Here is a 12,802-nt window from a genome sequence, read left to right on the forward strand (position 1 = left end):
AACGCGCGAACAGCGGACAAGCACCGATCGGGTCGCACGGCGGTCCAGATAGCGTGCGCCCCCGTGCAAGCGGGCAGGATTCGCGCGGTCCTCTTCGATTTCGGCGGTGTCATCACCGAGAGCCCATTCGAGTCGTTCAACCGCTACGAGGAGCGTCTCGGCATCCCGAGCGACACGATTCGCCAGATCAACGCCACCAACCCCGACGACAACGCCTGGGCCCAGTTGGAACGCAGCGAGATCAGCGTCGAAACCTTCGCCGCGCTGTTCGAGGCCGAGGCCGCCGAGATCGGCTACTCGGTCTCGGGAGCGGAGGTGCTCGCGTGCCTCAGCGGTGGCCTGCGCCCGCAGATGGTCCGGGCGCTCGAGATTCTTGCTGAGCGGCTGCCGATCGGCTGCATCACCAACAACGTGCGGGCGGGACATGGCGCTGGGATGGCGCGTGACGCGGCCACAGCCGCCGCGATAGCCGAGGTGATGAAGCTGTTCGGCGTGGTGATCGAGTCGTCCGTCGTCGGGTTGCGCAAGCCCGATCCGCGGATCTACGAGCTCGCCTGCGCTGAATTGGGCATCGACCCGGCCCGGACGGCCTATCTCGATGACCTCGGCATCAACTGCAAGCCCGCAGCTGCGATGGGGATGGCGGCGATCAAGGTGATAGATCCCGACGAGGCACTGCGAGAACTGGAAGCGCTCGTGGGCTTGCGCCTGCGCTGATGTCCCGCTGACGTCATGGCCGCTGAGTTCATCTACACGCTGCGAAAGGCGGGACGCTTCTACCCGCCGGACCGCGAGGTGCTACGCGATGTGACGCTCGCGTTCTTGGGTGGCGCCAAGATCGGAGTCATCGGGCACAACGGCTCGGGAAAGTCGTCCCTGCTGCGGATCATGGCCGGTCTCGACGACGGCTACACCGGCGAGGCACGACTCGCCTTGGGGGCCGCGGTTGGCCTGCTGCCTCAGGAGCCAGAGCTGGACGCCTCGATGAACGTCGAAGGCAACGTGATGTCGGGCGTCGCGGCGACTGCGGCGCTGCTCGCACAATACGAAGCAGTTCTTGCCGGCTGGAGCGATCCCGACGCCGACTTCGATGCGCTCGGGACCCAGCAGGCCGAACTGGAGGACCGCATCGCCTCGGCGGGAGCGTGGGACCTCGAGCGACAGGTGGCCATCGCCATGGACGCGCTCCGGCTGCCGCCACCCGATGCCGATGTGACGACGTTGTCGGGCGGGGAGCGGCGCCGCGTGGCGCTGTGCCGGCTGCTGTTGTCGCATCCGGATCTGCTGCTGCTCGACGAGCCGACCAACCATCTCGACGCCGAGTCAGTGGCCTGGCTGGAGCGATTCCTGGCGGACTATTCGGGCACGGTGGTGGCGATCACCCACGACCGCTACTTCCTGGACAACGTGGCCGGCTGGATTCTCGAGATCGACCACGGGCGCACGATGCCGTTCGAGGGCAACTACAGCGCGTGGCTGGAGCGCAAGGCGGCGCGGATGGCTGCTGAGCGGAGCGAATCTGATGCCCGGGCACGCACGCTGGCACGTGAACTGGAATGGGTTCGAATGTCGCCGCGGGCTCGCCAGGCGAAGAGCAGGGCACGCGTCAACGCCTACGAGGAACTCTTGGCCGCGCATCGAGACACCGCTACCGAGCAGCGGCGCGCTGACGCGCTGCAGATCACCATTCCGATGTCGCGTCGGCTGGGCTCGTTGGTCATCGAAGCAAACGGGCTGTCGAAGGCATTCGGGGACAAGCTGCTGTTCGATGACTTGTCGTTCAGCTTGCCGCCCGGCGGCATCGTTGGCGTCATCGGCGCGAACGGCGCGGGCAAGACGACGCTGTTTCGGATGCTTGTCGGCGACGAGGTGCCCGACGCGGGATCGATCACCGTGGGCGAGACGACCGACATTGCCTACGTGGACCAGTCGCGGGCCCGGTTGGACGACAGCCGCACCGTGTACACCGAGATCACCGACGGCCACGACACGCTCCGCATCGACGGCGTCGGCGGTGCCCGCGAGGTGAACGGCCGAGCGTTCGTGGCGTCGTTCAATTTCACCGGTTCGGACCAGCAGAAGCGTGTGGGCGAGCTCGCAGGCGGCGAGCGCAATCGGGTGCATCTGGCACGCACGCTGACGTCGGGCTGCAACGTGCTGATGCTCGACGAGCCCACCAACGACCTCGACGTGGACACGCTGCGATCGCTCGAAGACGCGCTGGAGTCCTTCGGAGGGTGCGCCGTGGTCATCAGCCACGACCGCTGGTTCCTGGACCGGATCGCCACGCATGTGCTGGCCTTCGAGGGCGACAGCGTGGTGCGTTGGTTCGAGGGCAACTTCAGCGACTACGAGGCCTTCCGCAAGCGCGAGCTGGGCGCCGCCGCCCCGCCGACCGGCCGCGGCTCGGCCGCGGCGCATCCCAGGCGCATCACCTACAAGCCGCTCGCTCGTTGAGCCCCGACGTCGGCGCCGTGGCCATTAGCGTCCCCGAGGTGCGGATCGCGACCTGGAACGTGAACAGCCTCAATGCCCGGCTGGAGCGGGTTGACGAGTGGCTGGACTATGCCGAGCCCGACGTGCTGCTGTTGCAAGAGACCAAGATGGCCGACGAGCAGTTCCCGCACTTGCACTTCGAGGCGCAGGGCTATGCGTCGGTGCATCACGGCGAGGGGCGCTGGAACGGCGTGGCGATCCTGTCGAGCGTGGGGATTGAGGATCCGATTGCGGGCTTTGCTGACGGGCGCGAGCCGGACCCCGATGCCCGGATCGTTTCAGCCCGGTGCGCAGGCGTCACGGTGAGCTCGGTGTACGTGCCCAACGGCCGGGCCGTCGACCACGATCACTACCGCTACAAGCTGGACTGGCTCGGGCGCCTGCGCGCACACTTGGAGGCCACGTGCGATCCAGCCGAGCCCGTTCTGGTCGGCGGCGACTTCAACGTGTGCCTTGATGATCGGGATGTGTGGGATCCGGACAATCCCGAGCCGCGGACCCACGTCACCGAGCGAGAACGGGCCGCGGTGCAAGCCGTGTGCGACTGGGGGCTGGCGGACATCTTCCGCGAGCACTACGGCGCTGCGGGCTTGTACAGCTGGTGGGACTACCGCGACGGCGCGTTCTACAAACGCCACGGCCTGCGCATCGACCTGTTGCTGGGCACGGTGCCGGTGGTCGATACGACCCGGTTCTGCCTCATCGACCGCAACGCCCGCAAGGGCACCAAGCCTTCGGACCACACGCCGGTGTTCGTCGACCTCGACTAACGATCCAACGCAGCGCGCGCCGCTGCGAGGTGGGCAGCGGCGTCCTGGGGGCCGAGCGGCGGCGGCTCGGCGGTCGCATGCTCGATGAGTGCCAGCCACCGCGAGGGCTCGCGATTGCGGCGGTCGGTCCGTGGCCGGTGCCGCGCCCAGGTGAAGTGCAGCGCGTGGGTGGCTCGCGACACGGCGACATAGAAGAGCCGACGTTCTTCGGGATCGTCGTGACGCAGCGGTACCAATCCGTCCTCGGCGCCCGCGATGACGACATAGCGCCATTCGAGGCCCTTCGCAGCGTGAAACGTTGCAAGTGTCACAGCACCGCCGGGGCGGGTGAAGCGATCGATGCCGAACAGATCGCCGGTGAGCTCGCGGTCGCGCCCTGACAGCAGACCGATCCAGGTGGCAAAGCTGCGACCGTCCGCACCCAGTGGGGCATTGCGGCGGCCTACGGCGCTTGCCTGCTCGTCCAGGTAGACCGCAGCGAGGTCCAGCAGTCGCAACTCCGTCTGATCGCTCGAAGCGCTGTCGGAAGACCGCGGCCGGCTGCTGGCTTCCTGGCGTAGCTCGGCGACGACCGAAGCGAAGTCCGCTCCCGAAGCGCGGAGCCGGTCGAGCAGTTCGCGCACCTCCGGCAGCTGCCCGAAGGAGCCTCGCTGGCCGCCGATTCGATGTGGGATGCCCGCCGAGCCCAGAGCTGCGGCGACATCGTGCAGCTGCGCGTTCGTGCGCGCCAGCACACCGAACGAGCCCCATCGCTTGTTCTGCGCGGTGATCCAGCGGGCGATGCCGTCGGCCTCGGCCGCCTCGTCGTCGTATGCCGTCACCGTGGGCGCCGGACCGATTTCGTGCGGGCGTGCGGGCTGTTGGTCGTGTCCACCTCGTTGAGACTGTGCTGGGGTTGCTGGCTCGCTGGGGGACATGACGGCGGATGCCGCGGCGACGAGCAACGGATGGCTGCGGTAGTTGAGGTCGAGATGCACCACTTCAGCACCGTCGAAACGGCGACCGAACTCAGCGATGTAGCTGCTGTCTGCGCCGTTCCACCCATAGATGGCCTGATCGGTGTCGCCGACGACGCAGATGTCGCAGGCGCCGTCGCGCACGGCGGAGGTCCCGCCCAGCCAAGCCACCAGCAGGTTCCATTGCAGCCGGTTCAGGTCCTGGAATTCGTCGACGAAGAAGTGACGGTGCAGCCAGCGTCGGGCGTTCGCGAAGTGCTCGTCGGAGTGCATCAGGCGTGTGCACTCGATGAGCAGGTCGTCGAAGTCCAGCATTCGTCGGCGCGTCTTGGTGCGCTCGTAGTGCGAGTACAGCTCCGCTGTGGCCTCGGCGCCAGATCCCACTCGTCTGGGGCCGGGACCGTCGCGGTACTCGGCGGCTGAGAGATCGCTCGCCTTCGCCCAGTCGATCTCGCGCAAAGCGACCGCCACGGTCACTGGCGGTCGGGCTCCAAACCTGTCGCGCAGATGCTCTGCGAGCTCACCGCTGAGAGCGGCACGGCTCGGCAGGACCTTGCGCACGGATCGCCCGCGGTCGATGTCGTATTGGCGCAGTTGTGCCAATGCAATGGAATGAAAGGTGCCGACCGGGCCGGTGCCGTCGACGCCCAAGTCCCGAAGCCGGGAACGCAACTCGTGCGCAGCTCGCCGCGTAAAGGTGACGGCCACCGCATGCCGTGCTTGGATCGACTCGTCGTCGACTCGCCGAGCGATCCGATGCGTGAGCACTCGGGTCTTGCCGCTCCCTGGTCCCGCCACCACCAAGAGGGCGCTCGCCTCCGAATCCACCGCAGCGCGCTGCGCTGCGTCGAGCCGGCTGGCTGACGAGTCCACGGGAGCGAACCTAGACCGTCGTTACCCTGCCGTCGGTGCGCATCGTGAGCCTCGTTCCGAGTGTCACCGAGACGCTGGCGACCTGGGGTACCGACCCGATCGCGTGCACCCGCTTCTGTGAGCGGCCCGATTTGCCACACGTGGGTGGCACCAAGAATCCCGACGTCGAAGCGATCGTCGCGCTGGGGCCGGACCTTGTCGTGACCGATCGCGAGGAGAACCGCAGGCAGGACTATGACGCGCTGGTCGCGGCAGGTCTCAACGTGGAGGCTCTGCATATTGCGGCGCTCGGCGACGTAGAGCCCGAACTGGGCCGCTTGGCGCAACGGATCGGTGTGGCCTGGACTCCTGAACCGCTGCCCAAGCCAGCCGACTTGCGGGGCCCAGCGGCGCTGGTCGGAAATGTTCGCGTCTTCGTGCCGATCTGGCGCCGGCCGTACATGACCATCGGCGCGCGGACGTACGGCGCCTCGCTGCTCCGCTATTGCGGTGTCGAGGTGGCCTTCGCTGACCGCGACGCCTACCCGACCCTTTCCGATGCCGACCTCTCGGCCGGGCACTTTGAGGTGATCCTCGCCCCAACCGAGCCGTATCCGTGGCATCTGCGGCATGTGGACGAGTTGTCGCAGTACGCACCGACCCACCTCGTCGGCGGACAGGATCTGTTCTGGTGGGGAACCCGCACGCCAGCGGCGGTCGTTCGAGTGGCCCGTACGATCCGCAGAGCGCTGGAGCAGACAACGCCCTGACAGCGCCCAGATCGAGAGTGCGAAGTAGCGTTGCCCCGACGTGACGAGGGGGGACCAGACATGGGCACAGGACCGCTGGCGGGGACCAGGGTGATCGAGATGCAGGGGATCGGGCCGGCGCCCTTTTGCGGGATGATGCTCTCGGATATGGGCGCGGAGGTCATCCGGGTGGATCGAGCCGGAAACGTGCGGGACCACGATGTCGACGTTCCGCCCATCGACGTGCTGGCTCGCGGTCGATCTTCGATCGGGCTCGACCTGAAGAATCCCGACGGCGCCGAGGCGTTGCTGCGCCTTGTCGAGCATGCCGACGCGCTGATCGAAGGATTCCGTCCGGGCGTGATGGAACGCTTGGGGATCGGCCCCGAAGAGTGCCTCGCCCGCAATCGGGGACTCGTCTATGGCCGGATGACCGGCTGGGGTCAGGAAGGTCCGTATCACCTGGGCGCGGGGCACGACATCAACTACATCGCGCTGGCTGGCGCGCTCGAACCGATCGGACGGGCGGGCGAGCCACCGATAGCGCCGCTCAACCTCGTGGGCGACTTTGGCGGCGGCGGAATGCTGCTCGCGTTCGGCGTGGCCTGCGGCCTGTTCGAAGCGCAGCGTTCCGGCGAGGGACAGGTCATCGACGCAGCCATGGTCGACGGCGCCGCCACGCTGATGGCGATGTTCCATTCGATGCGTGCGCTGGGTGTGTGGAACGACGAGCGCGGCACGAACCTGCTCGATACCGGCAGCCACTTCTACGACGTGTACCAATGCGCTGACGGCAACTACATCTCGGTCGGGTCGATCGAACCGCAGTTCTACGCAGAGCTGGTGAGGCTGACCGGGCTCGACGACGACGCTGAGTTCGCCAAGCAGAATTCCCGCAGCAGCTGGCCCCATCTCAAGGATCGCATCGCCGAGGTTTTCAGAGCCAAGACCCGCGACGAATGGTGCGAGATCATGGACGCCACCGACGTGTGCTTCGCCCCAGTGCTGACGCTCGAAGAGGCGCCCCAGCATCCGCACAATGTGCATCGCAATACGTTCTGCGAAGTAGCCGGGGTTACCCAGCCCAGCCCGTCACCGCGCTTTGGACGGACCGTCGAATCGGTCCAGGGCCCGCCAGCGCATCCAGGCCAGCACACCGACGACGTGCTCGCCATAGCCGGCTACGACGCTGACGACATCGTCAAGTTGCGCGACACCGGTGCCGTCGCCTGAGGTGAGCGACGAGCCTCGAGACGCCGACGACGCTCGCTCCAGTGAGCCGGCCGGTCCTCCGCCGGGACTGGACCGCAAGCTCGTCCCGCTCTACACCGAAGCCGCTGCGGTGGCCGACGTGTCGCCCGCGAGCGCGTGCGCCCTCGCCCGGCTGCTGCTGCGCAGCCTGATCCAGGCCCAGGGCCTGCGAGGCCGACACCTGGTGCGCGACATCGGCGAGCTGGTGTCTGCGGGCGCTCCGGTGGGCCTGCTGCGAGCGCTCGATGTGATGAAGCTCAGCGACATCGAGGCCCGCCGCCCCGGCGAGCTCAACTTGGCCAACGGCCATGGCGACGCGCAGAACCTGTTGATGTTCATCCATCTCTTCACGCAACACGTCTCGCCGCGTCAGCGGTGAGACCATCAAACGCAGTCGCCGCCGCGGCGGTGATCTCCTCCCAGCGAGCCGAGATGCATGTCCGCTGAGTTCTGGAAATCGCTTCACGTCGTGCTGGGCTGGGCGCTCGTGATCTCGAACGGTGTTGCAGGCCTGTGGTCGCTCGCCGCCGTCCGCTGGCACCACATGCGACACAGCAGCTTGTGGTGGCTCCTTGGTGCCGCGTGGGTGCTGGTCTTCGTCCAGCTCACCGTCGGCGTTGTCGTCATCGGGGTCGCCGAAGTCGAAGCGCCTGCATTCCATGTGTTCTACGGAGTCTGCTGCGCCGTGGCGGTCGCGTTCGTGTACGCCTACCGGCAGCAACTCTCGCATCGCCGCTATGAGCTGTTCGGATTCGGCGCCCTGTTCATCATGGGACTCGCCATCCGCGCCATGTTCTTGGGCAGCTGAGCGCACACAGTTCTTGGAGCGCCACCGAATGGAACTTCGAGTCATGGGACGTGCGATCCCTTGGCGACTCGTCGCCGAGTGGTCGGGCATCGGCAGCCGGTCCTCGACCATGGCCGGTGTAGCTCATGCGGTCGTCCGTGCGGTGAGCCACTCGTCGTTCAGAATCCTCTAGAGAGAGTCGTTTGCCATCCCCCCTCGTGTCACACCGACGGTCTACCGTTCGATCATCATGTTCTTGGATGAACCGACGCCTGCGACGAGGCTTCGCGTCGCCAGCTTCTTTGCTGGCATCGGAGGTTTCGACCTTGGATTTGAGCGCGCTGGCTTGGAAACAGTGTGGCAGTGCGAAATAAAGGATTTCTGTCTTGAAATCTTGGAACAACATTGGCCACATGTAGAGCGAGCCCGAGACATTCGCGAAGTGGAGCCATATGAAATCGCAGATGCCGACGTTTGGGCCGGAGGATTCCCTTGTCAAGATGTCAGCCTCGCCAGAATGGGACCGAGAGCGGGTCTCGCAGGAAACCAGTCTGGACTCTTCTATGCATTTGCCGACCTTATTGAGTCGTGTCGCCCCAAAGCTCTCGTCATCGAGAACGTTGCGGCACTCCTATCTTCCAACCAAGGAAGAGATTTTGCAGTCGTCGTACGGACGTTGGCCGAACTCGGGTATGGCATCGCGTGGCGGGTTCTTGACAGTCGATACTTCGGCATCCCCCAGTCACGCTCTCGAGTCTTCATTATCGGATATCTTGGAGGAGCCGAACGTGCCGGAGCAGTACTTTTTGAGCCCGAATGCCGCGACCGGGATTCTGAGACGCGCCGATCGAATGGACAGAAAACTGTTTCCCCCTTTAAGATCTGCGTTGGAGATGCTAGCAAAGGGTTCGTCAAGAAATTAGCGCACTGTCTGTATGCTGAGTCAGCTAGACATACAGGAACTGATTGGTCTCGCAACTACGTCTCATACCCTCAGGGCTGGGTAAGACGACTTACGCCACTGGAGACCGAACGTCTACAGGGATTTCCGGACAACTGGACTGTGCCCAAGCGAAGGCAACACAACCTACAGGCTCTAGATAGCGCCCGCTACCACGCTTGCGGAAATGCAGTGTCAGTGCCGGTTGCCGAATGGCTCGGCCGTCGCATAAGACGTGTGCTGGGACCCGAATTGGTAGACTTCTAAGAAACACTTTGATTCAGGTGAGAAGCGTTAGGTCGATACCCGCGTAGAACCTCTCAATGAACACCGGATTTGGCCGGTGTTCTACTAGGCTCGGTAAGAGTTCGTGGGGAATTTCTCCGACTACTGATGCGATGCGATCCCGCTCGCGAGTCCCTATCCGCTCCAATAGAACCGTGCCTTCAACGTAGTACTTGCCACCCTTGTGTCGAATGGCCAACAGCATCTGGTCGAAGGCCCAATGGTGAAGCTTGCACAAGCAAACGCCGTTATCTACTCGGTCAAGGTCAAAGTGACGCCATGGCAATATGTGCGCAGCGTCCACTCCTGAACCAATTGTCCCATCACCTGGTAGCCGCAAGCTACAGAATGCGCACGTGTCGTCCCATACTCTGCGCACTTCCTTGGAGAAGCGAGCTCCAGAAGACCCGCGAATATTGCTTAGCCTCATTTCACCTGCCCTCTGAATGCGCATGGGAATGTCGTCAAGGGCAAGTTGATCGAGCGTTATCGGAATAGCAGAGGATATTCCATCACCATCATCTGTTCCAAGAATCAAGTTGCGCACATAGTTCCTGCCGCGACTAATGAGAGCAATCTCAACGCTATCAAGCCAGCGGAAGATTCTGCTTGTCGTCTTGATCGCTTCGACACTGGCTGGTCCCAGTTCAAGTGCTAGACGGTGTTGATCAAGCAGTTCGACAATACGGTTGGGAAGATCGGGTAACTCGTTGTCGAGTACCAATTGGTGCAATTGCTCAACCACAGCCCAACGTTGGTCAAACCAAACAGTCTGTTCGGCGATCTCATTCTTGATCGACACGTAGGTCGGGGACGCCACGATCGCGCGGTCTCTGTCGTCAAACTGTATATCGGGTCCGAGCCCAATCTTCGTAAGCAGATAGCCCTGTTTGCACATTACAGGAATCGAGTCGGCAAGATTTTCTGCATCTCTTCGCGGCCTCAATAGCAATAAGGCGCCCATCTGGCGCCCTACTTGAGGTGTGTTTGAGTTAGCTCGCTGCCTCCGAAGCCTGGGCTTTTCACTTTCGCCTGACCGCACGAGGAGATTACTTGGGTGGATCTCGAAACCATGAAGCTTCCAAGACAATGTCCAGCCGTCGAGTTCTCTTGCGCTGAGGGTACCGTGATGACCCACCAGCTCATATTCGCCTCGCCCTCCTGAAGTTCTGAATCCGATATGCACTGAGCCGTTCCATCAGAGTGATTGTGAGTTGCCGAGAAATGTCGGCGCAAGGTTACGTTCGTCAGTAGCTATGTATCTCTACACAGCAAGGTAGTTGATCCCATCGACATCACGTCGCGTGCGGCGCACACGACCAATTGTCCGCGCCCAAGATGGCTAGAGCGACTTTGGAACCTCGGCAATCGAGCCGTGGCGGTCGCGATTGCGTACGCCTACCGGCAGCAACTCTCGCATCGCCGCTATGAGCTGTTCGGATTCGGCGCCCTGTTCATCATGGGACTCGCCATCCGCGCCATGTTCTTGGGTAGCTGAGCGCCGCGGAGATCGACTGCCCGCCGACCGTAGGTCTGGCGGCGGCCTCAGACGCCGAGGCGTTCTTCGAGCTGGTCGAGCTGACGGCGCATCTCGGGCGGGAGGCGATCACCGAGGGTGTTGTAGTGGGCTTCGATCATGTCGATTTCGGCTCGCCAGTCGTCCTCGTCGACGGTGGTCAACGAAACGATCTGCTCGTCGGTCAAGTCGAGGCCGGTGGTGTCGAGCGCCTTGGGCGGCGGGACCAGGCCGATTGCGGTCGGCACCGCCTCGCCGTGGCCAGCGACCCGTTCGATGACCCACTTGAGCACGCGGGAGTTCTCGCCGAAGCCGGGCCAGATGAACTTGCCGTTGTCGTCCTTGCGGAACCAGTTGACGTAGAACAGCTTCGGCAGATGCGTGTTGGGCTTCGCGCCGATGTCCAGCCAGTGCTGGAAGTAGTCGCCGAAGTTGTAGCCGCAGAACGGCAGCATCGCGAAGGGATCACGACGGACCTCGCCGATGGCTCCCGCAGCGGCGGCCGTCTTTTCCGACGACATCACTGAGCCCAGGAACACGCCGTGTTCCCAACTGAGCGCTTCGGTCACCAGCGGCACCGTGGTCGCTCGTCGGCCGCCGAACAGGATCGCTGAGATCGGCACGCCGGCTGGGTCTTCCCATTCGGTCGCGATGGTCGGGCACTGTGCTGCGGGAGCGGTGAAGCGGGCGTTGGGGTGCGCGGCGGGAGTGCCGGCGTCGGGGCTCCATGCATTGCCTCGCCAGTCGGTGAGTCCCTCGGGGGGCGTATCGCTGAGGCCTTCCCACCACACGTCGCCGTCGGAGGTCTGGGCGACGTTGGTGAAAACGCAGTTGCCCCACATGGTGGCCAGCGCGCTCGGGTTGGTGTCGTCGCCGGTGCCCGGCGCCACGCCGAAGATGCCGGCTTCGGGGTTGATGGCATGCAGCCGGCCGTCGGAGCCGAACTTCATCCATGCGATGTCGTCGCCGATGGTCTCGACCTTCCAGCCGGGCAGGGTCGGGATCATCATCGCCATGTTCGTCTTGCCGCAAGCCGACGGGAACGCAGCGGCCACGTAGACCGTTTCGCCGCCCGGGGGAGTGACGCCCACGATCAGCATGTGCTCGGCCAGCCAGCCCTGGTCACGGGCCATCGTCGATGCGATTCGCAGCGCGAAGCACTTCTTGCCCAGCAGCGCGTTTCCGCCGTAGCCCGAGCCGTAGGACCAGATCTCTCGGGTCTCCGGGAAATGGACGATGTACTTGCGTTCGGCATCGCACGGCCACGGCACGTCGTCCTCACCGGGCTCGAGCGGCGCGCCCAGCGAATGCACGCACGGCACGAACTCTCCGTCGCCGAGAACGTCGAGCGTGGCCTGGCCCATGCGGGTCATGATCCGCATCGACACCGCCACGTAGGGCGAGTCGGTCAGCTGGACGCCGATGTGGGCGATGTGCGATCCCAGCGGACCCATCGAGAAGGGCACCACGTACATGGTCCGGCCTCGCATGGAGCCCGCGAACAGTTCGCTCAACTCGGCCCGCATCTCGTCGGGCGCCCGCCAGTTGTTGTTGGGGCCTGCGTCCACCTCGCGCTCGCAGCAGATGAACGTGCGGTCCTCTACCCGGGCCACATCGCCCGGATCCGAGCGGGCCAGGAAGCTGTTCGGCCTGGTCTGGGGATCGAGCGGGATCAGCGTGCCCGACTCGACCATGAGGCCGCAGAGCCGCTCGTACTCGGATTCGGACCCGTCGCACCAAACGACGTTGTCGGGGCGCATGACGCCAGCCCAGCGGTCGACCCATTCGAGCAGTTGGCGGTTGGTGGTTGGGGGCAATGTGACCTCCGGGTCGGTCTTCCTACTCGCTCGCGCTTCGCAGTTGCTGCACTCGTCCGCGCTCCGGAGCCGGCCGACTTCGTGGTCGGCCGCGGATCACGTGGTGCTCCCCCCGGCGGTGATCCATTCCGGTGTTCCCAAGTCGACCTCTGAACCCAGGCGAAGTCTGGTTGCCAGCCCCTGATCGTCGAGGTCGAAGATGACTCGCTGGCCCTGCCTCACCATCCGGAAGATGGAACCCTCCAAGGCATCAGGGGCCAGCTCGTGCTCGGCGCGTGCGACATCGTCAGTGACCACGCCGACTTTGGATGCAGGGTCGTACGACTTGATGACGCCTTGCATTCGCGCCTCCGTTGGCTGGGAGTCTGCGCGGACGCCGAAGC

Annotated in this window: 13 protein-coding genes; 9 read left to right on the forward strand and 4 right to left on the reverse strand. The window is 64.4% G+C overall.

The window, feature by feature from the left end; all coding sequences use genetic code 11:
* Positions 1 to 63: 63 nt before the first annotated feature.
* The 3 genes from ACQY5K_RS17795 to ACQY5K_RS17805 are packed head-to-tail and all read left to right on the forward strand — an operon-like array spanning position 64 to position 3,266.
* Positions 64 to 717, forward strand: a complete 654-nt coding sequence (locus ACQY5K_RS17795) for an HAD-IA family hydrolase (protein WP_428118122.1) — start codon at positions 64 to 66, stop codon at positions 715 to 717.
* A 15-nt stretch (positions 718 to 732) separates the two neighbouring features.
* A complete protein-coding gene (ettA, locus tag ACQY5K_RS17800) occupies positions 733 to 2,457 on the forward strand; it encodes an energy-dependent translational throttle protein EttA (protein ID WP_428118125.1) in 1,725 nt (574 codons plus the stop codon).
* 38 nt (positions 2,458 to 2,495) lie between these two features.
* On the forward strand, positions 2,496 to 3,266 hold the full coding sequence (locus tag ACQY5K_RS17805) for an exodeoxyribonuclease III (RefSeq protein WP_428118127.1): 771 nt from the start codon (positions 2,496 to 2,498) through the stop codon (positions 3,264 to 3,266).
* Here the strand turns inward: ACQY5K_RS17805 and ACQY5K_RS17810 are convergent.
* Positions 3,263 to 5,095 (reverse strand): ATP-dependent helicase, encoded by a 1,833-nt coding sequence (locus ACQY5K_RS17810; RefSeq protein ID WP_428118130.1) that lies wholly within the window; start codon positions 5,093 to 5,095, stop codon positions 3,263 to 3,265. The two genes, ACQY5K_RS17805 and ACQY5K_RS17810, sit on opposite strands and share 4 nt — an antisense overlap.
* A gap of 35 nt (positions 5,096 to 5,130) precedes the next feature.
* Between ACQY5K_RS17810 and ACQY5K_RS17815 the strand changes: the two genes are divergently transcribed.
* The 5 genes from ACQY5K_RS17815 to ACQY5K_RS17835 all read left to right on the forward strand — a co-directional run bounded on the left by ACQY5K_RS17815 (position 5,131) and on the right by ACQY5K_RS17835 (position 9,068).
* Positions 5,131 to 5,844, forward strand: coding sequence for a helical backbone metal receptor (locus ACQY5K_RS17815; protein ID WP_428118132.1), 714 nt, complete (start codon positions 5,131 to 5,133; stop codon positions 5,842 to 5,844).
* Between the two features lie 60 nt (positions 5,845 to 5,904).
* The gene (locus tag ACQY5K_RS17820; RefSeq protein WP_428118135.1) at positions 5,905 to 7,056 is read left to right on the forward strand and encodes a CaiB/BaiF CoA transferase family protein; all 1,152 of its coding nucleotides are present in this window, start codon (positions 5,905 to 5,907) and stop codon (positions 7,054 to 7,056) included.
* Between the two features lies 1 nt (position 7,057).
* Positions 7,058 to 7,453: a hypothetical protein gene (locus ACQY5K_RS17825; protein ID WP_428118137.1), complete on the forward strand. Its 396-nt coding sequence runs from the start codon at positions 7,058 to 7,060 to the stop codon at positions 7,451 to 7,453.
* Between the two features lie 57 nt (positions 7,454 to 7,510).
* On the forward strand, positions 7,511 to 7,882 hold the full coding sequence (locus ACQY5K_RS17830) for a hypothetical protein (protein WP_428118140.1): 372 nt from the start codon (positions 7,511 to 7,513) through the stop codon (positions 7,880 to 7,882).
* Between the two features lie 229 nt (positions 7,883 to 8,111).
* A complete protein-coding gene (locus ACQY5K_RS17835) occupies positions 8,112 to 9,068 on the forward strand; it encodes a DNA cytosine methyltransferase (protein WP_428118142.1) in 957 nt (318 codons plus the stop codon).
* 13 nt (positions 9,069 to 9,081) lie between these two features.
* Here ACQY5K_RS17835 and ACQY5K_RS17840 read toward each other — a convergent pair whose 3' ends face one another.
* Complete coding sequence (locus ACQY5K_RS17840) at positions 9,082 to 10,050, reverse strand: HNH endonuclease (RefSeq protein WP_428118144.1); 969 nt, start codon at positions 10,048 to 10,050, stop codon at positions 9,082 to 9,084.
* Between the two features lie 411 nt (positions 10,051 to 10,461).
* Here ACQY5K_RS17840 and ACQY5K_RS17845 point away from each other — a divergent pair, with 411 nt between their 5' ends.
* A complete protein-coding gene (locus tag ACQY5K_RS17845; protein WP_428118147.1) occupies positions 10,462 to 10,584 on the forward strand; it encodes a hypothetical protein in 123 nt (40 codons plus the stop codon).
* A gap of 47 nt (positions 10,585 to 10,631) precedes the next feature.
* Here the strand turns inward: ACQY5K_RS17845 and ACQY5K_RS17850 are convergent, their stop codons facing one another.
* Both ACQY5K_RS17850 and ACQY5K_RS17855 read right to left on the reverse strand, forming a co-directional pair.
* Complete coding sequence (locus ACQY5K_RS17850) at positions 10,632 to 12,419, reverse strand: phosphoenolpyruvate carboxykinase (GTP) (RefSeq protein ID WP_428118150.1); 1,788 nt, start codon at positions 12,417 to 12,419, stop codon at positions 10,632 to 10,634.
* A 96-nt stretch (positions 12,420 to 12,515) separates the two neighbouring features.
* Positions 12,516 to 12,761 (reverse strand): hypothetical protein, encoded by a 246-nt coding sequence (locus ACQY5K_RS17855; RefSeq protein WP_428118153.1) that lies wholly within the window; start codon positions 12,759 to 12,761, stop codon positions 12,516 to 12,518.
* Positions 12,762 to 12,802: the final 41 nt, after the last annotated feature.

This window comes from Candidatus Poriferisodalis sp., from assembly GCF_965262965.1.
GTDB lineage: Bacteria > Actinomycetota > Acidimicrobiia > Acidimicrobiales > Poriferisodalaceae > Poriferisodalis.

Coding starts and splice junctions, on each gene's coding strand:
- ACQY5K_RS17835 (WP_428118142.1), top strand. CDS start 8,112: ATGTTCTTGGATGAACCGACGCCTGCGACGAGGCTTCGCGTCGCCAGC.
- ettA (WP_428118125.1), top strand. CDS start 733: ATGGCCGCTGAGTTCATCTACACGCTGCGAAAGGCGGGACGCTTCTAC.
- ACQY5K_RS17820 (WP_428118135.1), top strand. CDS start 5,905: ATGGGCACAGGACCGCTGGCGGGGACCAGGGTGATCGAGATGCAGGGG.
- ACQY5K_RS17855 (WP_428118153.1), bottom strand. CDS start 12,761: ATGCAAGGCGTCATCAAGTCGTACGACCCTGCATCCAAAGTCGGCGTG.
- ACQY5K_RS17840 (WP_428118144.1), bottom strand. CDS start 10,050: ATGGGCGCCTTATTGCTATTGAGGCCGCGAAGAGATGCAGAAAATCTT.
- ACQY5K_RS17830 (WP_428118140.1), top strand. CDS start 7,511: ATGTCCGCTGAGTTCTGGAAATCGCTTCACGTCGTGCTGGGCTGGGCG.